The 20468-nt window shown below is 62.8% G+C and carries 18 protein-coding genes and 1 tRNA gene; all 19 read left to right on the top strand.

Going from position 1 to position 20468, the window contains the following annotated elements:
- The first annotated feature begins 8 nt into the window (after positions 1 to 8).
- Positions 9 to 551: a 1-acyl-sn-glycerol-3-phosphate acyltransferase gene (locus K5554_RS10395; RefSeq protein ID WP_255565374.1), complete on the top strand. Its 543-nt coding sequence runs from the start codon at positions 9 to 11 to the stop codon at positions 549 to 551.
- Between the two features lie 71 nt (positions 552 to 622).
- Positions 623 to 697 (top strand) — tRNA-Val (locus K5554_RS10390).
- 90 nt (positions 698 to 787) lie between these two features.
- Positions 788 to 1672, top strand: coding sequence for a putative sporulation protein YtxC (gene ytxC, locus K5554_RS10385; RefSeq protein ID WP_221038407.1), 885 nt, complete (start codon positions 788 to 790; stop codon positions 1670 to 1672).
- Between the two features lie 118 nt (positions 1673 to 1790).
- Positions 1791 to 2384, top strand: coding sequence for a DUF445 domain-containing protein (locus tag K5554_RS10380; protein ID WP_221038406.1), 594 nt, complete (start codon positions 1791 to 1793; stop codon positions 2382 to 2384).
- Positions 2385 to 2675: 291 nt separating this feature from the next.
- On the top strand, positions 2676 to 4604 hold the full coding sequence (thrS, locus tag K5554_RS10375) for a threonine--tRNA ligase (RefSeq protein ID WP_221038405.1): 1929 nt from the start codon (positions 2676 to 2678) through the stop codon (positions 4602 to 4604).
- Positions 4605 to 4785: 181 nt separating this feature from the next.
- On the top strand, positions 4786 to 5313 hold the full coding sequence (gene infC, locus K5554_RS10370) for a translation initiation factor IF-3 (protein ID WP_370636982.1): 528 nt from the start codon (positions 4786 to 4788) through the stop codon (positions 5311 to 5313).
- Between the two features lies 1 nt (position 5314).
- On the top strand, positions 5315 to 5512 hold the full coding sequence (rpmI, locus tag K5554_RS10365) for a 50S ribosomal protein L35 (RefSeq protein ID WP_221038404.1): 198 nt from the start codon (positions 5315 to 5317) through the stop codon (positions 5510 to 5512).
- A gap of 28 nt (positions 5513 to 5540) precedes the next feature.
- Positions 5541 to 5903 (top strand): 50S ribosomal protein L20, encoded by a 363-nt coding sequence (gene rplT, locus K5554_RS10360; protein ID WP_221038403.1) that lies wholly within the window; start codon positions 5541 to 5543, stop codon positions 5901 to 5903.
- Between the two features lie 185 nt (positions 5904 to 6088).
- Positions 6089 to 7441, top strand: coding sequence for a TrkH family potassium uptake protein (locus K5554_RS10355; protein WP_255565372.1), 1353 nt, complete (start codon positions 6089 to 6091; stop codon positions 7439 to 7441).
- Positions 7442 to 7453: 12 nt separating this feature from the next.
- Positions 7454 to 8104 carry a TrkA family potassium uptake protein gene (locus K5554_RS10350; protein ID WP_221038402.1) on the top strand — a complete coding sequence of 217 codons (651 nt, stop codon included), beginning with the start codon at positions 7454 to 7456 and terminating at the stop codon, positions 8102 to 8104.
- Positions 8105 to 8110: 6 nt separating this feature from the next.
- Positions 8111 to 8932 carry an RNA methyltransferase gene (locus tag K5554_RS10345; RefSeq protein WP_255565616.1) on the top strand — a complete coding sequence of 274 codons (822 nt, stop codon included), beginning with the start codon at positions 8111 to 8113 and terminating at the stop codon, positions 8930 to 8932.
- A 72-nt stretch (positions 8933 to 9004) separates the two neighbouring features.
- Positions 9005 to 9094 (top strand): YqzL family protein, encoded by a 90-nt coding sequence (locus K5554_RS14745; protein WP_221038400.1) that lies wholly within the window; start codon positions 9005 to 9007, stop codon positions 9092 to 9094.
- Positions 9095 to 9375: 281 nt separating this feature from the next.
- Positions 9376 to 10401 carry a phenylalanine--tRNA ligase subunit alpha gene (pheS, locus tag K5554_RS10335; RefSeq protein WP_221038399.1) on the top strand — a complete coding sequence of 342 codons (1026 nt, stop codon included), beginning with the start codon at positions 9376 to 9378 and terminating at the stop codon, positions 10399 to 10401.
- 13 nt (positions 10402 to 10414) lie between these two features.
- The gene (gene pheT, locus K5554_RS10330) at positions 10415 to 12838 is read left to right on the top strand and encodes a phenylalanine--tRNA ligase subunit beta (protein ID WP_221038398.1); all 2424 of its coding nucleotides are present in this window, start codon (positions 10415 to 10417) and stop codon (positions 12836 to 12838) included.
- Between the two features lie 88 nt (positions 12839 to 12926).
- Positions 12927 to 13211: a cell division protein ZapA gene (locus K5554_RS10325; RefSeq protein ID WP_221038397.1), complete on the top strand. Its 285-nt coding sequence runs from the start codon at positions 12927 to 12929 to the stop codon at positions 13209 to 13211.
- The gene (locus K5554_RS10320) at positions 13208 to 13759 is read left to right on the top strand and encodes a CvpA family protein (RefSeq protein WP_221038396.1); all 552 of its coding nucleotides are present in this window, start codon (positions 13208 to 13210) and stop codon (positions 13757 to 13759) included. The genes K5554_RS10325 and K5554_RS10320 overlap by 4 nt, the downstream gene beginning before the upstream one ends.
- A gap of 61 nt (positions 13760 to 13820) precedes the next feature.
- Entirely contained in the window at positions 13821 to 15563 is a 1743-nt protein-coding gene (polX, locus tag K5554_RS10315) for a DNA polymerase/3'-5' exonuclease PolX (protein ID WP_221038395.1), read from the top strand.
- Positions 15547 to 18060 carry a DUF3656 domain-containing protein gene (locus K5554_RS10310; protein WP_221038394.1) on the top strand — a complete coding sequence of 838 codons (2514 nt, stop codon included), beginning with the start codon at positions 15547 to 15549 and terminating at the stop codon, positions 18058 to 18060. The genes polX and K5554_RS10310 overlap by 17 nt, the downstream gene beginning before the upstream one ends.
- The gene (locus K5554_RS10305; RefSeq protein ID WP_221038393.1) at positions 18060 to 20444 is read left to right on the top strand and encodes an endonuclease MutS2; all 2385 of its coding nucleotides are present in this window, start codon (positions 18060 to 18062) and stop codon (positions 20442 to 20444) included. Before K5554_RS10310 ends, K5554_RS10305 begins: the two co-directional genes overlap by 1 nt.
- The last annotated feature ends 24 nt before the right edge of the window (positions 20445 to 20468 follow it).

Genomic DNA, 20468 nt, shown 5'->3' with positions numbered 1-20468 from the left:
TTCTTAGATTGTTTTACGGGTTGCGGGTTTACCGGGCCGAACTGGTCCCGGCCGACGGCCCGCTGATCGTGGTCGCCAACCACGTGAGTTACTTGGACCCGCCCGTTCTTGGGGTGGCCTTTCCCAGGCGAGTGTACTTCATGGCTAAGGAGGAACTCTTTCGCATTCCAGCCTTCGGTTGGCTGCTGCGCGGACTGGGAGCCTTTCCCGTCAAGCGCGGTGTGCCCGATCGGCGGGTCATTAAGCGCGCTCTCGCTGTGCTTGCGGCCGGGGAGGTGCTGGGCATCTTTCCGGAAGGGACGCGCAGTAAAACGGGTGAACTGGGCGAGGCGGAAGAAGGCGCGGCGCTTCTGGCGCTCCGGACCGGCGCCCGCCTGGTGCCGGCCGGGATCCGCGGCACGCGCGGCCGGGGGCCGGTGCGCGTGGTTTTTGGGCCGCCGGTGGACGGGAGCGACCTTAACCCAAAGGACCGTACCAGCGTTAAGGTTCTTTCCCAGCGCATCATGGACAGCATCGCCGTCCTCTTGCAGAAGGCGGATGAGCTGGACTAAGCGCCACGGCCACCACCCCGCTTTTTCCCTTGACTTTTGGCAGCGGAGCTCATATAATAAAAACGTGATCGGCGCACTTAGCTCAGCGGGAGAGCACCTCCTTGACGCGGAGGGGGCCAGAGGTTCGATCCCTCTAGTGCGCACCAGAGTACTTAAGCGCAGCTTGGGGCTGCGCTTTTCGCTTTGTATAGGCCCAATGGGGGGCACATATAATAATAACCGAAAGGGGTGTCGACATGAGGCACAGCATCAACATCGCCACGACAGAGCACCCCGCCGCCGTACGCCAGCGATTGACAGAGGAACTCTTGCAGCTTAAGCGGGAAGGGCTGGATGTCAGCCTGAGCGAGTCCATCTACGGCAACCAGACCTTCCTGGGTTGCGATATAAACACCCGCACCTTACTGCCTCCTGGTGAGGCTCAACTTGTCTTGCGCTACTTTATCGCCAATGCCTTGGCAGATGTGATCCTTAACCACTGGGAAGAGTCCCTGGTGCGCGAGCTGGTACGGGAAGAGTGCCGCCACTTTTCGGGGGAGGAACGCCGTGAAATAGCCCAAATGGTCCTCAGAAAGCTGGGGGAAACCTGGAATCAAGGGCAGGGGACACCTTACCTGCGGCGGCGGGGACAAATAGCGAAGAAGCTTTTGGAATACCTGGAAACTTCTGATTTCCTGGTGCTGGAAGGCTTTATTCGTTTCCGCCTTTCCGAGTACCGCGAGGAACTACGCGAAGTGGTGAGCCGGGCAGCGGACGACTTTGTGGTGGAAAAGGAATACCAGGAGTTTATTCGCCTGCTGCGCTATTTTGTGGACCTACAGGGCCCGCAGCTGCCGGAGGTGCAGGTGGTACTGAAGCAGGGCGATCGGTTTGAGCTGTTTGACGCCGAAAACCGGGCGCTGCGGAGGCAAGAACTCCCGGAACGGACGGTGCCGGAGGAAGATCTAAACTATGGGGACCTGCTGATCAGCACCTTGATTGCCCTTTCACCTGCGCACATCACCCTTCACTTGGGATCACAGCGGGTCACAGAGGAACTCGTGGCCACGATTCACGACGTCTTTGCCGGCCGCGTCGATATCTGCCCCGGCTGCCGGCTGTGCCAGCCACTCGCAGACTGAACCATAGGCGTGTAGAGGCGTACCTTAAGGAGAAGAAGAAGGCCTTGCCCGAAGCGGCAAGGTCTTGTACTATCTAAGAGGTGAAGGCAGTGCCGAGGTAAGTAAAGGGGAGCAAAGCATGCTGTACGCGGTTCTGGGCGTAAGCGGGGCCCTCATCGGCTGGCTGACGAACGTGGTGGCGGTGTGGCTTCTTTTTCGCCCGCGGCGGGCCATACGCATCGGTCCTTGGCAGCTGCAGGGGCTCTTGCCCCAGCGACACAAGGAAATCGCCCGCAGTGTCGGGGAGGCAATAGAAAGAGAACTCCTCACGGCCGGCGACATAACCGGGCAGCTTACGCGTCCGGAATGGAAGGCCACGCTCGCGGTTGCACTCACCGAGAAGGCTACGGCCGAGCTCGACCGGCGCCTGCCGGCCTTTGTGCCCGCTTCACTGCGCCGCTGGTTCACGGAGCAGCTGGAACGCATAGTCCAGCGCGAAGGGACAAGGGCCCTGGATGCTGTGCTCGCGGATGTGGCATCCAGCCTGGAAGAACTGCACGTGGGTGCGATCGTGGAGCAGCGGTTGGCGGCCTTTCCCCTGGAGCACCTGGAGGCCTTAAGCTGGCAGGTGGCGGGGCGGGAGCTCCGCTATATCGAATATGTGGGCGGTGTACTAGGCCTCATCATTGGACTGGCTCAGGCGGCGCTGGTGGCCAGCGGCTGGGTGCACTGAAGGCTTGACAAGCCGGGGGCGTAAGCGTATAATGAGGCCAACGTAAAGCGATGACGAGGACGATTAGGCTGCTTCCGGGCCGCAGCGAGGAAGGACCGCAGGGTGGAAGTCTTTCCGGTAACCGGTCGGCCGAAAACCCCCTCGAAGCGCCTGCCGAAAGCGAGTAGGTAAGGCCGGCGAAGGCCGTTAGAGCTTAAGAGGCGCGGAGCGCGAATTAGGGTGGAACCGCGGGTTGACCCCGTCCCTTCATTGGGACGGGGTTTGTTTATTATCGGCGAAGGAGGACACACCATGGCGGAGATTGTTGTGAACTGGGAAGGTAAAGAGGCCCGTTTCCCTGCCGGGGTTGTCGGGAAAGAAGTTGTGCGCAGCCTGGCGCCGCACCTGGCGGCAAGGGCACTGGTTATGGAAGTAGGGGGGGAAGTCAAGGATCTGTCGCATCCCCTCACGGCAGACTGCCAGGTTAAGTTTCTCACTTGGGACGATGGTGCTGGCAAGCGGGCCCTGCGCCACAGCACGTCCCATGTCTTGGCCCAGGCGGTGAAAAAGGTTTTCCCCGAGGCCAAGCTTGCCATCGGCCCGGCCATTGAGGACGGGTTCTATTATGACTTTGCCGTCCCGCGCGCCTTTACCCCGGAGGACCTGGAAAAAATCAGCGCGGAGATGGACAAGATCATCGCGGCCGACCTGCCCTTTGAGCGGCGCGAGATCAGCCGGGCACAGGCCCTGGCCTTTTTCCGGGAGAAGGGCGAGAACTACAAGGTGGAACTGATCGAGGACCTGCCTGCCGAGGCGGTGATTTCCCTCTACCGGCAGGGGGACTTTGTGGACCTCTGCGCCGGCCCGCATGTTCCGAGCACCGGTTACATTAAGGCCTTCAAGCTCCTGAGCGTGGCCGGGGCCTATTGGCGGGGTGATGAAAAGCGCGAGATGCTGCAGCGCATCTACGGTACGGCTTTCGCCAGCGCCGAGGAGCTGGCTGAACACCTGCGCCTCCTGGAGGAAGCGGCGCGGCGTGACCACCGCAAGCTGGGGCGTGAACTGGACCTCTTCAGCATCCAGGAAGAGGGCCCCGGGTTCCCCTTCTTCCATCCCAAAGGGATGATTCTGCGCAACGAACTCGAGGCTTTTTGGCGCGAAGAGCACCGTCGTCGCGGCTACGATGAAATCCGGACGCCCATCATCCTGAGCCAGGAACTTTGGCAGCGTTCCGGCCACTGGGACCACTACCGGGAAAACATGTACTTCACTGAAATCGACGGCCGCGGTTTCGCCATTAAGCCGATGAACTGCCCGGGTGGCATTCTCGTGTACAAATCCAGGGCCCACAGCTACCGGGAGTTTCCCATCCGCCTGGCCGAGATGGGACTGGTACACCGGCACGAACGCGCCGGTGTACTCCATGGCCTGATGCGCGTGCGCTGCTTCACCCAGGACGATGCCCACATCTTCATGCTGCCGTCCCAGATCACCGAGGAGATTAAGGGCGTTATCGATCTTATCACCTACATTTACAGCGTCTTCGGGTTCAGCTACCAGGTGGAGCTTTCCACCAAGCCGGAAAACGCCATGGGTTCGGATGAGGTCTGGGAAGAGGCCACGAGTGCCCTGCGGCAGGCCTTGGAACAGGCGGGGATGGAGTATAAGGTCAATGAAGGCGACGGCGCTTTCTACGGGCCGAAGATCGATTTCCACCTGCGCGACTGCCTGGGCCGCACCTGGCAGTGTGGCACCATCCAGCTCGACTTCCTTATGCCGGAGCGCTTTAACCTGGAGTACATCGGCGAGGACGGGGACAAGCACCGGCCGGTGATGATTCACCGTACGGTGCTCGGCAGTATTGAACGCTTCATCGGTATCCTCATTGAACACCACGCGGGGGCCTTCCCGACCTGGCTGGCGCCGGTGCAGGCGCGCGTTCTCCCCATCACCGACCGGCAGCTGCCCTATGCCCGGCACGTGGCCGCGGACCTCACGGCGCAGGGCGTGCGCGCCGAGGTGGATGAGCGCAACGAAAAGATCGGCCACAAGATTCGCGACGCCCAGCTGCAGCGGATTCCTTACATGCTGGTGGTGGGCGACAAGGAGATGGCGCAGGATGCGGTAGCCGTACGGCACCGGGAGCGGGGCGACCTGGGGGCCGTGTCGCTCGAACGCTTTACGGCCGGCATCAAGGAGGAAATCGCCGCGCGCAGCGTTGAAGGAGCAAAATGGTGTTGACGGCAGTCAATGCTTATGCTATAGTGAGGGGCGAAGAAGTAGAAGCCATCCGCTTCTCACCCTGCGCGCTGCGGCTGCTACCAGGGTTTGCTGGAACACGGTGTTAGTGTTTTTGGGGCGGGTGGCGGCTCGCCCCTTTTACTTTGCCATGAGTGGGGGAGAATACTGGAGGTGACACGCTATTACTAAAGACCTGCAGGTCAACGAGCAAATTCGCGTCCGTGAAGTGCGCCTTGTGGATGAAACAGGCCAACAGCTAGGAATAATGCTGACGCGGGAAGCGTTACGGTTGGCCCAGGAGAAAGGCCTGGACCTGGTCAAGGTAGCACCGGACGCCAGGCCGCCCGTTTGCCGCATTATGGACTTCGGCCGTTACAAGTATGAGCAGAGCAAGCGGGAGAAAGAGGCGCGCAAGAAGCAAAAGGTCATCACCATCAAAGAAATCCGCCTTCGTCCCACCATCGACGAGCATGACTATGAGGTCAAGCTGCGGAACATGCAGCGCTTTCTTTCTGATGGCGATAAGGTTAAGGTGACCGTGCGCTTCCGGGGTCGTCAGATGACGCATACGGAGGCGGGCCGCCAACTTTTGGCGAGGATGGCTGAACAGCTCAAAGACCTGGGTACAGTGGAGCGAGAGCCGCGCCTGGAAGGAAACCAGATGATCATGATTCTGGCGCCCCGGTCGGAGGAAAAGGGAGGAAAGTAAGATGCCGAAGATGAAGACACGCCGTTCGGCCGCCAAAAGGTTTAAGGTTACCGGCGGCCACAAGGTGAAAAGGGCTAAAGCTTTTCGCAGCCACCTTTTGGAGCACAAGAGCGCCAAGCGCAAGCGGCACCTGAGGGCGCCGGGGCTGGTGAGCAGGGCGGATTACGAGCGCGTGCGCAAGATGCTCCCCTACGCCTGATTTACGCGAATAAAGGAGGCCTTTCGTCATGGCGAGAGTAAAGCGTGGCGTCACCGCCCGGAGGCGTCACAAGAAGATACTAAAGCTGGCCCGCGGCTACCGCGGGGCCAGGAGCCGCTCCTTCCGGCCGGCCAATGAAAGCGTGCTTAAGGCGCTCTTCTACGCCCGGCGCGACCGCAGGGCCAGGAAACGGGAATTCCGGCGCCTTTGGATCGCCCGGATCAACGCAGCGGCGCGGTCGAACGGCATCTCCTACAGCCGGTTGATTAGTGGTTTAAAGCGCGCCGGGGTTGGTGTGAACCGCAAGATGCTGGCCGAGATTGCGATTCACGACGGCCATGCCTTCTCTGACCTGGTGGCTTTGGCTAAGGAGAAGCTTTCGGCCCAATAGAAACAACCCGGGCAGAACGGCCCGGGATTTCTTCTTCTTCAGGAGCTGGACAAAGAAAGCGCCGCCGGCAGCCCCAAAACACGCAGCGCAGTTGCAAGGTGCCAGTGGACATTTACTGCGGCGGCGGTTATAATTCCATCGTGTAGCAGGGCCGGCGGGGCCGGAACACGAGAGGAGCTAGAACGGTGCAGCGTTTCAAACTGGAGCTCGGATCCGGTTGGAGGCTAACCCCTCCCCAGGTCTTGGTGATTGGTTTTGCGGCTGTTATCCTTACCGGGGCCGTTTTGCTAAGCCTGCCGCTTTCTTCCACCGCCGGTAAGCCGACGCCGTTTCTTAACGCGCTTTTCACGGCAACTTCAGCCGTTTGTGTGACCGGGCTCGTGGTGGTGGATACGGCGACGTACTGGAGCCGCTTCGGGCAGGTGGTTATCCTGCTCCTCATCCAGGTGGGCGGACTAGGGTTTATGACCATGTCCACGCTGGCGGCCATCCTTCTCGGGCGGCGGATCATGCTGCACCAGCGCCTGGTGATTCAGGAGGCGCTGAACCAAATCTCCATTGAAGGTGTAGTCAGGCTCACCCGCGCAGTGATTGTGGTTACCGCTATTATCGAGGGTACGGGGGCTGTACTCCTCACCTGGCACTGGTGGGGGCTCTACCCGCCCGGCGAGGCCATTTTCCAAGGGGTCTTTCACGCCATCTCGGCTTTTTGTAACGCCGGCTTCGACCTCAAGGGGGAGTTCCGGAGCCTCACAGGGTACCGCACCGACCTTCTGGTGAACCTGGTGGTTACCAGTTTGATCATCCTGGGGGGCCTGGGCTTCAGCGTCTTGATCGAGTTTATCAACTGGCCCCGGGAAAGGTACCTGTCACTGCACTCCCGAATCGTGGTGAAAACCACCCTCGTTCTCATTGCCTTGGGCACCCTGTTGATTCTGACGATAGAAAGCTACAATCCAGCCACCTTGGCTGGAAGAAGCTGGTTTGAAAAGCTCTTGTGTTCTTACTTTCAGGCGGTGACGCCACGTACGGCCGGGTTTAATACCATCCCCATCGCCGACCTGCGCCCGGCTACATTGTTCTTTATTGTGCTCCTGATGTACATCGGCGCTTCACCCGGCGGCACGGGCGGCGGTATCAAGACCACCACCTTCGTTACCCTCATCTTAACTGTACTTGCCACTGTACGCGGCAAGAGCCGGACAGAGGTCGGAAACCGCTCCCTGCCGGCAGGTCTGGTGCCCAAGAGTTTGGCCATTGCTTTTCTTTCTTTGTCGCTGGTGGTGGGCATAACGATTGCACTGCTTATCAGCGAAGGTAAGGATTTTCTTCTAACCCTGTTTGAGGTGACATCAGCCTTTGGCACCGTGGGGCTTTCCATGGGACTGACCACAGAGCTTTCAGCGGTGGGACGGGCTCTTATCATAGCACTCATGTTTGCCGGTCGCGTAGGTCCCCTGACGATAGCAGTTGCAGTTGCCCAGCGACAGCGTGAGAACCATATTCGCTTTCCGGAAGAAGCAATTATTGTGGGCTAAGAGGTGAGTGGTGTGAAGCGTCAATTTGCGGTGATCGGGCTGGGCCGCTTCGGCTCCAGCGTGGCCCGCACGCTCTTTTCCATGGGTTATGACGTGCTGGCCGTAGACGTCGATGGGGAGCGGGTGCAGGACCTGGCCAAGGATGTTACGCACGCGGTCCAGGGCGATGCACGGGAGGAGGAGACTCTCCGGGCGGTGGGCATCCGGAATTTTGACGTTGTCGTGGTGGCCATCGGCCAGGACATCCAGTCGAGCATTCTCATCACCGTGCTTCTTAAAGAGCTGGGCGTGAAGTGTGTGGTGGCCAAGGCTCAGAACGAACTCCACGCCAAGGTTCTCTACAAGGTGGGGGCCGACAAGGTGGTGTTCCCAGAGCGCGACATGGGCGCGCGCCTGGCGCGGAACATGGTGGCGGCGAACATCCTTGACTACATTCAGCTTTCGCCCGATTACAGCATTGTCGAGGTGGCTACGAGCGAAAACTGGGAGGGAAAGACCTTGCGGGAATTGAACCTCCGGGCCCGTTTCGGCATTAACGTTCTGGCCATTAAGCGCGATAAAAAACTGATCGTCGCCCCGGGCGCGGAAGATTTGCTGCACAAAGGGGATATACTGGTTGTGGTGGGGAGCAACGCCAACATCGATCAACTGGAGCGCGTTTAAGTGGAGATGATAACTTCGCGCCACAACCCGCTGGTGAAAGCGGTGCGGGCCCTTCGAAGCACCAAGCTGAGACGCAGCGAAGGCCGCTTTTTGGTGGAAGGCGTGCGGCTGCTGGAGGAGGCGCTGGCCGCCGGGTTGAACCTGGAGACGGTTTTGGTTTGCCCCGAACTGGCGGTGGGGACGCGGGCACAGGCTCTGCTGACCAGGCTGCGGGAGAGCGGAGTGCGCTGGGTGCCGGTGAGTGCTTCTGTCCTGGCGAGCGTTGCCGAAACGGAAACGCCGCAGGGCCTGGTGGCCGTGGCCTCCCTGCCCGGCCCGCCCTCTGTTTCTGCCCTCCTTGAAGCGACGGATCTGGTCGTCCTGGGCGAGGGAATCCAGGACCCGGGCAACGCCGGGACGCTGATTCGTGCGGCGGAGGCGGCGGGGGCGGGGGGAGTCTGCTTTTCCGCCGGTTCGGTTTACCCCTTCGGCAGCAAGGTGGTGCGCGCCAGCATGGGTTCTCTCTTCCGGCTGCCGGTGATTGCGCTCGGCGATAACGGCAAGGAGTTGGCCGCCTCCTGCCGGGCAGCGGGCTGGGAAGTCGTCGTTACCACACCGGCTGGGGGAACGCCGTTTTGGCAGGTGCCTATGGCGGCGCCGACCCTGGTGGTCCTAGGCAACGAGGGGGCCGGCGTCAGCGCTGAACTTACGGCCCTGGGCAGCCAGCGGGCCTTTATCCCCCTGGCACAGCCGGTGGAGTCGCTTAATGTGGCCGTGGCCGGGGCGGTCATTCTCTTTGAGGCGGTGCGGCAACGCGCGGCCCGGAGGAAAGCGGCTGCAGAGCTGTAGTTGTCAAAGCGGAACCCATGTGCTATAATCTAAACCAGGATTTCCCCAGATTTAAAAAGGGGTGGATAGCGCATGATGGCCGCGGACTTCTTCTGGCGCGTGTTTGAGACTACCGGGTCTGTCATCGCCTATCTAGTCTACCGGAAGCTGATCGTGCAATAACCTTCAGGCGTACAGGTCGGATAAAAGGCAAGGAGGAAGAGAGTAGGTCGGATCGGCCCTTTAGGGAGGGGGAGCCGGAGACTGCAAGCTCCGCCGGGCTTGGTGCGATCGAAGTTCACTTCGGAGCCGCTGGCTGAAAGAAAGTAGGCCGTGCCGGGTGGCCGCGTTACAGGCCGAGAGGGTACAGCCGTGTACCGAAGCAGGGTGGCACCACGGAAGGTGAGCTTTCGTCCCTTAGGGGAAGAAAGCTTTTTTTGTTATCTGGTAAGGAGGGAAGACAAGTGGAAGAAAGATTACGGGCTCTGGCCCAAACCGCCGGCGCGGCGGCGGCGCAAGCGCAGAATCTGGAAGAGCTGGACGAGGTGCGGGTGAGGTTCCTCGGCCGCAAGGGCGAACTTACGCAAATCCTGCGGAGCATGAAGGACGTTCCGCCGGCGGAGCGCCCCCGTTTGGGGCAGCTGGCCAATGAAATCCGTGATGAGCTGGAGCGGAAACTGGCGGAAAGGACGGAGGTCCCTAAGCGCCGGCTCCAGGCTCAACAACTGGAGAAGGAGCGGCTGGACATCACCCTGCCGGGGGTCCGGCCTGCCCTGGGGCACAAGCATCCCCTGACTTGGGTGCTGGAGGAGATCGAGGACATCTTCCTGCGCATGGGCTTCGATGTGGTGGAAGAGCCGGAGGTGGAGTACGACTACTACAACTTTGAGGCCCTGAACATCCCTAAGGATCACCCGGCGCGGGACATGCAGGACACCTTCTATATCACCGACGAGATCCTGCTGCGCACCCACACCTCTCCCTTCCAGGCGCGCACGCTGGAACGCATGGCGCCGGAGGTACCGGTGCGGGTGATCTGTCCGGGACGCTGCTACCGGCGCGACCCGGCCGATGCCACGCACTCACCCATGTTCTATCAAACGGAAGTCTTGGCTGTAGATAAGAACATCAGCTTTGCGCAGCTGAAAGGTACGCTGACCACCTTCGCCCGGGAGATGTTCGGTAAAAACCGGGAGGTGCGCTTCCGGCCCAGTTTCTTTCCCTTTACGGAGCCGAGTGCCGAGGTGGACATCTCCTGCCTGGTGTGCGGCGGCAAGGGATGCAGCTTGTGTAAGGGTACCGGCTGGCTGGAGATCCTGGGCTCGGGCATGGTGCACCCGCGGGAGCTGGAAATAGCGGGCTATGACCCCAGCAGGGTGTCCGGCTTTGCCGTGGGCATGGGTCCGGACCGCATCGCCATGCTGAAATACGGCATCGATGACATCCGCCTCTTTTACGAAGACGACCTGCGCTTCTTACACCAGTTCTAAGGAGGGATCGGCTGTGCGTGTGCCCTATTCCTGGCTGAAGTGCTACGTGGACATTGATCTTACGCCGGAGGAACTAGGGGAGCGGCTCACCATGGCGGGCCTGGCGGTAGATCGGATTGACCGCACCGGGGCCGGCGCCGCCAAGGTCGTGGTTGGACAGGTGAAGGAACTCAAGCGCCACCCTGAAGCCGAGCACCTCTGGGTAGTACAGGCTGATACCGGGGCCGGCGGGCTAAAACAGATTATCACCGGCGCGCAGAACCTGGAGCCGGGCGTGCTCGTGCCGGTGGCCCTGCCAGGCGCCACTCTCCCAGACGGGCAGCGGATTGCGGCCGCCCGTTTCCGCGGCCTCGCGTCGGAGGGCATGCTCTGCTCGGCGCGCGAACTGGGACTGCCGGAAGACAGGCCCGAGGAAGAGGCGGGCATCCTCATCTTGAAGGGGGAGGCGCCGCTGGGCGCCGACATCCACACGGTTTTAGGCCTGGGCGAGACGGTGTTTGACCTGGACATTACACCCAACCGGCCCGACTGTTTGAGCATCATCGGCGTGGCCCGCGAGGTGGCCGCGCTCACCGGCAAGGAGCTGAAACTGCCGCCGGTGGACGTTACCTCTGCCGGTGGGAACATCAACGACCACCTGAAGATTGAGATCGCCGCCCCGGACCTCTGTTTGCGTTATGCAGCGCGCGTCCTTACGAACATCCGGGTGGCGCCTTCGCCGGACTGGATGCAGCAGCGCCTCCTGGCGGCGGGGATGCGTCCCATCAACAACATCGTGGACGTGACCAACTACGTGATGCTGGAGACCGGGCAGCCCCTGCATGCCTTTGATTACACCCGCCTGGCCCAGCGGCAGATCATCGTGCGCCGGGCGCGGCCGAACGAGACCCTTATCACGCTGGACGGGAACGAACGACAACTTACGCCCGAAATGCTGGTGATAGCCGATGCGGAGCGGCCGGAGGGCCTGGCCGGCATCATGGGCGGCCTGCTCTCGGAGATCAGCGAAGAGACGACTACGGTGATGCTGGAGTCCGCCTGCTTTCACAACATCAATATCCGGCGCACGGCGCGGCAACTCGGTATCCGTTCCGAGGCTTCCCTGCGCTTTGAAAAGGGCATCGATCCCAACGGCGTCATCTTCGCACTGGAGCGGGCCTGCCACCTTATCCAGGAGCTGGGAGCAGGGGAGATAGTAGAAGGTATCATCGACCTCTACCCGCAGCCGGTTGCCCCCTGGGAAGTTACCATCCGCCCGGCCCGCATCCGCGAACTGATCGGGGCGCCGGTAACCGACGACTTCATCCGAGCGGCCGTCGAGCGGCTCCAACTGGAAGTAGTGCATGCCGGACCGGAGTACCTTACGGTTAAGGTACCGACCTTCCGTGCGGACCTCAGGCTGGAGGCGGACTTTGTGGAAGAGGTGGCACGGCTTTACGGTTTCGACCGCGTGCCGGCCACCGCCCTCGAAGGGAAGCTGAGCGTGGGCCACAAGCCAGTAGCGCTGACCATCGCGGACCGGGTGAAGGAAATCCTGCGCGGCAGCGGCCTGGACGAGGTTGAAACCTACAGCTTTACTCACCCGGGGAGCGTGGAAAAGCTGCGCCTTTTGCCCGACGACCCGCGGCGGCGTGTTATTCGCCTCCTCTACCCACTGTCGGAGGAACAGTCCGTGCTTCGCACAACCCTTTTGCCCAGTCTCCTGGAAGCGGCGGGGCTCAATCAGCGGCGCAAGCGGGGGCCGGTCAATATTTTTGAAGTGAACAGGGTGTACTGGCCGGGAGAATTACCCCTGACGGAGCTGCCCGCCATGCCGCGGCACCTGGGCGTTGTCCTGGCCGGGGCCCGTGGAGAAGGTAACTGGCAGGAGAAGGCGCCGGAAAACGACTTCTACCGGCTGAAGGGAATCCTGGAGGCCATCGCGCAGGCGTTCCGTGTAACCGGCGAGTTCGTCCCCGGCGCTGAGCCCGTCTACCACCCTGGAAGGCAGGCCGGCTTTGTGGTAAGCGGCGAAAAGGTGGCGTCTCTGGGTGAGATTCACCCGGAGGTGGCCGAGGCTTTCGGCCTGGCCGGCCGCGTCTATGCCCTCGAGCTCAACCTGGATCTCCTCTTGCCCCACGTGGACCTTACGCCGCGCTACCGGCCCTGGCCGCGCTTCCCAGGCGTGGAGCGGGATCTGGCCCTCATGGTGCCCCTGGACGTACCGGCCAAAGAGGTTGCCTCCGTGTTGGCCGCGGCCGGAGGTGCCGACCTCAGCGATCTGAGGCTCTTTGACCTTTACACCGGTGAGCAGATCCCGGCCGGTTACAAGAGCCTGGCTTACTCCCTTACCTTCCAGGCGGCGGATCACACCCTCACCGACGCCGAGGTGGAGCCCCTGATCGCCGGCATCATCGCGGCGGCGGAGCAAAAGCTCAAGGCGAAGGTGCGCCGCTGAGTGGGCAAACGCTGCCCGGCGGCAGGATTTTGCTTCTTCGTGCGGAATAAGAGCTTAGAGACCTATTTTCCGGACGAAGGTGAGATCCATGGCGACAGGTTCAGCTAACCGGGTAACGGTGCGCATCATGGGCGAAGACTATACGGTAAAGGGCAAAGCCAACCCCGAAACCATTCAAAAACTGGGGCAGCATGTGGATGCGGTGATGAGCGAAATCAGGCAGGGCAACCCGTGCCTGAGCACCACCCAGGTGGCCATTTTGGCGGCCATGAACATTGCGTCGGAGCTGTTTCGCGTGAAGGAGGACTACGAGGAACTCCTGGCGCTCTTGCAGGATGAGGAGACAGAGGCCGGTGGGAGCGAAAGGCCGTGAACTGGTTGGACCTCGTTATCTTGCTGATCCTGGGGCTGGAAATGGTGTTGGGCTGGCGCGAAGGCCTGATCGGGGTAAGTGCCAAGCTGGGCGGTTTTGTGCTGGGGCTGTATCTGGCCGCCCGCTACAGCGGGCAGGTAGCCGGGCTTTTGGGTACCTACCTGGTGGGGCCGCCGCTGCTGCTTAGGGTACTGGCTTTCTTGGCTCTCCTACTGGCGGGGCGCTACACTCTTTTGACACTCGGCCTGCTTCTCAAACGGGCCCTGGCGGTCCCCGGCTTGGCCACCCTGGACCGCCTGGCCGGGGCGTGTCTGGGGCTGGCCATCGGGACCGCAGTGGTGATGCTCCTGGTGAGCCTGCTGGCCTGGCTGCCGTGGCCGCAGCTGGCGCAGGCCGTACAGGCTTCCGAGCTCGGCCAGTACTTTTGGTCGGCGGCACCGGTGTTTTCCCGCTTTTTCTGGGGGGACGTGGCGCCGTCGTTAACACCATCCCGTATCATTCCGGGAGGGCAGCAGGCGGGCTGTCCTTCTCTCTTTGCCTCTCGCTAAGGCAAGCGGCGTAAAGTGAGGCCGGGACGGGCATGTTAGGTGAGCAGAAAGGAGGACGCCGGTGAACAACCTGGAGATCTCCTGGGTTTTCCTCGAGATAGCCGACCTTCTGGAGATTCAGGGGGAAAGCCCGTTCAAGGTCCGGGCTTACCGGCAGGCGGCGCACGTTTTGGCCGAACTGGAGGAAGACGTGGCCCACTATGCCCGCGTGGGGCGGTTGACCGAACTGCCAGGCATTGGTGCGGCGCTGGCCGCCAAGATTGAAGAACTCCTTAAGACCGGCTCCCTGGGCTATCTTGAGCGCCTGCGGCGCGAGGTACCGGCCGGCCTGCGCGCCATGCTGGCTCTACCGGGGGTGGGACCGCGCACCGTGCGCACCGTTTTCACCCACCTGGGCGTCTCCAACCTGGACGAGCTGGAGGCGGCGGCGCGCGCTAAGAAACTCCGTGCTTTACCCGGCCTGGGCGTCAAAACAGAATCGGCGATCCAAAAGGGAATCGAGCTCCTGCGTTCGCGCCCGCGCGGCCTGCCGCTGGGCCTGGCTTATCCGGCCGGGGCAGAGCTTCAAGAGATCCTGGCCCAACTACACCCGGTCGAGCGGGTGAGCCTGGCGGGCGAGGTACGGCGGCGGGAAGAGCTGGTGGAGGAGCTGGTGTTTGTGGCGGCGGTGGCCGGCCGGGGCCGGGCGGAGGTCCACCGAACCTTCCAGGCTGCCCCCTACGTGCGCGAAACGCTGGCAGAGGACGCGGAGTCGGTGCGGGTCGTGTTGGGCCTGGGCCTGGAAGCGCGCCTTATCACGGTGCCGCCGGCGGAGTTTCCCACCCAGGTGTGCTATCACACCGGCCCGCCGGCACACTGGACAGCCTTAACCGAGCGGGCGGCGGCGCGCGGGCTGGAGCTTACGCCTGCGGTGCTCAAGGGGCCGGCCGGCCCGGTTGCCCTGGCTACCGAACGGGAACTCTACGCCGCCCTGGGCCTCCAGTACGTGGTGCCGGAGCTCCGGGCCGGTGGGGAGGAGGTTAGGGCGGCAGCCCGGGGCCGACTGCCGGAGCTCATAAAGCTGGAAGACGTGCGGGGGGATCTGCACCTGCACAGCAACTGGAGTGACGGGGCCGAAAACATTGCCGGGCTGGCGCAGGCGGCGGCCGGCTGCGGTTACGCGTACATTGCCGTGACCGACCACTCGCAATCGTTGAGCATCGCCCACGGCCTTTCCCCGGAGCGGCTCAAGGAGCAAGAGAAAGAGATCGCAGCGGTCCGGGCCCGCTTTCCTGAGCTTACGATCTTGTCCGGGATAGAGGTGGACATACTCGCTGACGGCCGGCTGGACCTTCCGGATGAGGTGCTGACGGCGCGCGACATTGTGGTGGCCTCGGTCCACTCCGGCTTTAAACAAGACCGGGACAGCATGACCAGGCGCATCCTTACTGCCCTGGCGCATCCTCACGTGGATGTGCTGGCGCATCCCAGCGGGCGGCTCTTGGGCCGCCGTGACCCGTATGCGGTGGACCTGGAGCAGGTTCTCTCGGCCGCGCAACGCTACGGCAAAATTCTAGAGATTAACGCCTCGCCGGAGCGCCTGGACTTAAGCGCCGGCTGGGCCCGCCGGGCCAAGGAACTCGGGGTGAAGCTGGTCATCAGCACGGATGCTCACGATGCCCGTCGTTTGGCTGACATGGAGTACGGCGTGAGCGTGGCCAGGCGGGCCGGACTGACGCAGGACGATGTGGTGAACACGTGGCCGCTGGCACGGCTGCAGCACTACATCCGCTTAAGGAGAGACCTCGATGGCGAAGATACCTGAGCTCTTGGCCCCGGTGGGAGGACCGGAGGCGCTGCGCGCGGCGGTGGCCAGCGGCGCGTCGGCCGTGTACTTGGGCGGCAAAGCCTTCAACGCCCGCGGGTACGTTACTAACTTCGACCTTAAGGAGCTGGAAGCAGCGATTACCTACGCTCACGTGCGTGGGGTGAAGGTGTATCTCACCTTTAATACCCTGGTGGCAGACAGCGAGCTGGAGGAGGCCGCCGTCTTCTTAACCCGGGTGTATGAGCTGGGTGCGGATGCAATCATCGTGCAGGACATGGGCATCGCCTACCTGGCCCTGCAGTGTGTACCGGACCTGCCGGTGCATGCCAGCACGCAGATGAGCGTCCACAACACACCGGGGGCCCGGCTGTTGAAAGACCTCGGCTTCCAGCGGGTGGTCCTGGCCCGTGAGCTCAGCCTGGACGACATCCGGCAGATCAAGGCCGAGAGCCGGCTGGAAGTGGAGGTCTTCGTGCACGGTGCGCTCTGCGTTTGTTACTCCGGGCAGTGCCTGATGAGCAGCCTCATCGGCGGCCGCAGCGGCAACCGCGGGCGCTGTGCCCAGCCGTGCCGCCTGGAATACGCGCTGGTGGACAAGGACGGACAGGTGGTGGTCGATCCGGAGAAGATCGGCCCGCACCTTCTCAGTCCACGTGACCTTAACACCATACGGTACCTGCCCCGGCTTATTGCGGCAGGAGTGGATTCCTTTAAAATCGAAGGCCGGGCCAAACGCCCCGAATACGTGGCTACGGTGGTGCGCCTTTACCGGCGTGCCCTCGACCTTTACGCCGAGCGCGGCGCCGAAGGGTACGGGGTGAGCCCCGGCACTGAAAGGGAGCTGGCCCAGGCTTTCAACCGCGGTTTTACCTGCGGTTACCTTTTTGGCCGCCCCGGGCGGGAACTGATGAGCTACAAACGTGCCAACAACCGGGGCGTTTTCCTGGGACGGGTGATCAGCAGCCGGGGGCGGCGTGCCCGCCTGCACCTGGCGGCGGAGCTGGCCGTAGGCGACGGCATCGAGGTGTGGGTATCCCGGGGAGGCAGGGTAGGTACCGAAGTCAAGCGGATCCTCCTCGAGGGGCAGCCCACCCAGGTGGGCGGCGCCGGCCAAGTGGTGGAAGTGGAGCTGCCGCAGCGGGTCGCACCCGGCGACCGGGTTTTCAAAACGGCGGATGCCCGCCTGCTTGCCCAGGCACGCGCCAGCTACCAGGTTCCGGCCAGCGGCCAGACCGTCCCCGTACACCTGGCGGCCGTTATTGCCGCCGGCAGACCGGTGGAGGTGAGCCTCAGGGATGCCGAGGGGCACGAGGGCCGGGCCGTCAGCGCAAAGCCGGCCGAAAAGGCGCTCAAGCACCCCCTCAGTGCGGCAAACGCCGGGGAACTACTCCTGCGGTTGGGCAACACCCCTTACCGGGTGGAAGACATCGCCCTCGACGTGGCCCCAGGCACCTTGGTGCCGTTCAGTGAACTGAACAATCTCCGACGGGAGGCGGTGGAGCGGCTGACAGCGGCACGCCTGGCCGCCTACCGGCGTAAACCCGTGGCCGCTGAGCTGTGTCTGCCGGCGCGCTTCAAGCCGGCCGGCTCGAAGCGGACGCGCGTTAAGCCGCGCCTGGCGGTAACGGTGAATTCTTTCGCCAGGGCGGAGGCGGCGCTGGCGGGCGGGGCGGATGTCCTCTATTTCGGCGGCGAAACTTATAACGGCGAGCGCCCGCCGCGGCCGGAGGAGCTGGAGCAGCTGGCCCGGCTGGGAGCGGAGCAGGGACGAGAGATTGTGGCCAGTTCGGCCCGCATTACGGCGGACCCCGAACTAACCGCCTTGGCGCCATATTTCCGGACGGCTGAGCGGCTGGGCCTGCCTGTGCAGGTGGGTAACCTGGGCGCACTGCGCTTGGCCCAGGAGATGGGTGTCCCCGAGCTGTACCTGGATTGGCCCCTCTATACGTTCAATGCCTTAACGCTGGCTCAGTGGGAAAAACTGGGCGCCCGCCGGCTCACCCTTTCTCCGGAGCTCAACCGGGAGCAAATCCGGGACCTGGCGGACACTGGGTTCGAGCTCGAGTGCGTGGTGCAGGGGCAGCTGGAGATGATGGTGTCCGAGTACTGCCTGCCGGGCAGCGTGCTGGGCGGCCTCAGCAGTCAAAACCGCTGCAGCCGGCCCTGCGTGCGCCAGGGCGGGTTTGCCCTGCGTGACCGTAAAGGGGTGCTGTTTCCGCTCGGTTGCGACCAGAGCTGCCGGATGCACATCTTCAACGCCATGGACCTCTGCCTCCTGGCGGAAGTCCCCTTCTTCCAGGAGGCGGGGATCGCCGTTATTCGTATCGAAGGGCGCAACCGGCCGCCAGAATATATAAAGCGCACCACCGCTGCTTACCGGCGCGTACTGGACGCCGATGAACCCGAGAAAGCCGGCGCGCGTGAGCTGCCCGCCCTGGAGAAGCTTAGTCCGGCTGGGGTGACACGCGGACATTTTTACCGGGGGGTCGTTTAGTGCCAGTTGCCACTTTGAAGACCAAGGCCAAGTTGGATTGGGACAAAATAACCGCCGCCCTCGCCGCCCAGGCGGCAACCTCGCTGGGAGCCGAGCTGGCGCTGGCGCTGGAGCCCAGCGCCGACCCGGCCCAGGTGGAGGCGTGGCAGGCGGAGACGGCGGAGGCCGTGCAGTTGGTGGAGCGCGGCCTGGAGGTTCCGCTGGGCGGCCTCAGCGATATCCGCCCGGCCGTAGAACGCTGCCGGCGTGGGGGCACGGTGGGAACAGAGGACCTCTACCGTATCCGGCTTGCCCTGGAAGCGGGCCGCAGGGTGAAGGACTTCTTTACCGAGGTTGAACTGCCGCTGGTCAAAGCGTTGGGGGAGAGTCTGCCCCTTTTTCCAGACCTGGAGAGTACCTTGAAGCGCGCTGTGCCAACGGCCGATGACCTGGCCGACGAAGCCAGCCCGGCGCTGGCCCGCCTGCGCCGGGAAAAAAAGCGGCTCGATAACGAAATCCACACCCGCCTGGAGGACATGGTGCGTTCGCCGGCGGTGCTGAAGTACCTGCAGGAACCTTTGATAACCATGCGGGGCGACCGCTATGTGCTGCCGGTGAAACAGGAGTGGCGCCAGCATGTGCCCGGCGTGGTGCATGACCAGTCGGCCAGCGGCGCCACGCTTTTCGTTGAACCCCTGGCTGTGTTTCAGCTGGGCAACCGGTTGCGCGAGGTGGAGGCGGCCGAACGCCACGAAGTGGAACGACTTCTGGGCGAGCTTTCACGCCTGGTAGGTCAGGCGGCGGCGGGGATAAGCGACCTCATTGACCGGCTGGCCCACCTGGACTTCATCATTGCCAAAGGGCGGTTGGCCGTGCAACAAAAGGCCGTGCGCCCCATCCTCAACCGCAAGGGGCGTTTGGAGATTCGGACAGGCCGGCACCCTCTCTTGGGACCGGAGGCGGTGCCCATCAGCCTGCCCTTGGGCCGGAGCTTTCGCGTTTTGGTGGTGACCGGGCCGAACACAGGCGGCAAAACAGTCACCCTTAAGACCGTAGGGCTCTTCGCCCTCATGCACCAGGCCGGCCTACACCTGCCCGCGGGCCGGGACACCGAGCTGCCTGTTTACGACCGCGTTTTTTGCGACGTCGGCGATGAGCAAAGCATTGAGCAGAGCCTCAGTACCTTCTCCTCGCACATGAAAAACATCGTCGACATTCTGGCCCACACCAGCGGCCGGAGCCTGGTCCTGCTCGACGAGTTGGGTGCCGGCACGGATCCGGCGGAAGGAGCCGCTCTGGCCAAGGCCATCCTGGAACACCTGGTGGAAGTAGGCGCGGCCACGGTAGCCACGACGCACTACAGCGAACTTAAGCTATTCGCCTATAGCCACCCGAATGTGGAAAACGCTTCGGTGGAGTTTGACCCGGTGACCCTTAAGCCCACCTACCGGCTGCTCATCGGTCTACCGGGACGCAGCAACGCCTTTGAAATCGCTGCGCGGCTCGGCCTGCCACGGCCCTTGGTCGACCGGGCCCGTTCCCTGCTTTCCCAAACCGATGTGCGGGCGGATGACCTGATTCGGTCCCTGGAAGAAAAGCGGCTGCGGCTCGAGGAGGCAATCCAGAGCGCGCAGGCGGACCGCAGCGAGGCAGAGCGGGTGAAAAAAGAATGGCTGGCCAAGCAGGAAGCGTTTAACGCTAAGAAGGAGGAACTGTTGCGCCGCGCCAAAAGCGAGGCGGTAAGCACCATCAACTACGCGCGGCGGGAAGCGGAGCGCATCATCCGCGAACTTAGAAGCGCTTCTTCGGAGCTGATTGAAAAGGACCGCACCCTGGCGGCAGAACAGGCCCGCCGGGATTTAAGCCAGGCGCAGGAACGCGTGTACCGGAACCTGAACCTGGACGATGAGGACAAGGCCCCGGACGCAGAGCCCGCGGTACCGGCCGCCGAGCTTAAGCCGGGCCAAACCGTGTTCATCCCGCACCTGAACCTAAACGGTACCCTGCTCGGCAGCCCCGACGCCGCCGGCAACGTCCTGGTCCAGGTGGGCATGCTCAAGGTGGAGCTCAAAACCAGTGAACTACGACCGCGGCACGAAGCGAAAGCCCGCCGTGAGAAAGACGCCGTGGGAGCCCTGGCTGCCAGTAAGGCCCAGGCCATCTCACCCGAACTTGACCTGCGGGGCCTTACGGTGGACGAGGCGGAATACCTGGTGGAGAAGTACCTGGATGATGCGCGCCTGGCCGGACTCGAGCGGGTGAGAATCATCCATGGCAAAGGAACAGGGGCTTTGCGCCAGGCCATTCAAGCTATTCTGGCCCGCAACCCCCACGTGGAGAAGTTTGCCCTGGCTGACTACCGCGAAGGTGGCACAGGCGTCACGGTGGCGTTCCTGAGGAAATAAGGCGTCGGAAGCCCGAAGCGCCTT

The sequence above is a fragment of the Gelria sp. Kuro-4 genome, from assembly GCF_019668485.1.
Lineage (GTDB): Bacteria > Bacillota > DTU030 > DUMP01 > DUMP01 > DUMP01.
Note: the sequence above shows the minus strand (reverse complement) of the source record. Positions and strands in the feature narration are given on the sequence as shown.

Bases quoted from the DNA above. Each gene is read 5' to 3' on its own strand.
- K5554_RS10380 (WP_221038406.1), top strand. From the start codon at position 1,791: ATGCTGTACGCGGTTCTGGGCGTAAGCGGGGCCCTCATCGGCTGGCTG.
- K5554_RS14745 (WP_221038400.1), top strand. From the start codon at position 9,005: ATGATGGCCGCGGACTTCTTCTGGCGCGTGTTTGAGACTACCGGGTCT.
- K5554_RS10345 (WP_255565616.1), top strand. From the start codon at position 8,111: ATGATAACTTCGCGCCACAACCCGCTGGTGAAAGCGGTGCGGGCCCTT.
- K5554_RS10325 (WP_221038397.1), top strand. From the start codon at position 12,927: ATGGCGACAGGTTCAGCTAACCGGGTAACGGTGCGCATCATGGGCGAA.
- K5554_RS10310 (WP_221038394.1), top strand. From the start codon at position 15,547: ATGGCGAAGATACCTGAGCTCTTGGCCCCGGTGGGAGGACCGGAGGCG.
- rpmI (WP_221038404.1), top strand. From the start codon at position 5,315: ATGCCGAAGATGAAGACACGCCGTTCGGCCGCCAAAAGGTTTAAGGTT.
- rplT (WP_221038403.1), top strand. From the start codon at position 5,541: ATGGCGAGAGTAAAGCGTGGCGTCACCGCCCGGAGGCGTCACAAGAAG.
- thrS (WP_221038405.1), top strand. From the start codon at position 2,676: ATGGCGGAGATTGTTGTGAACTGGGAAGGTAAAGAGGCCCGTTTCCCT.
- ytxC (WP_221038407.1), top strand. From the start codon at position 788: ATGAGGCACAGCATCAACATCGCCACGACAGAGCACCCCGCCGCCGTA.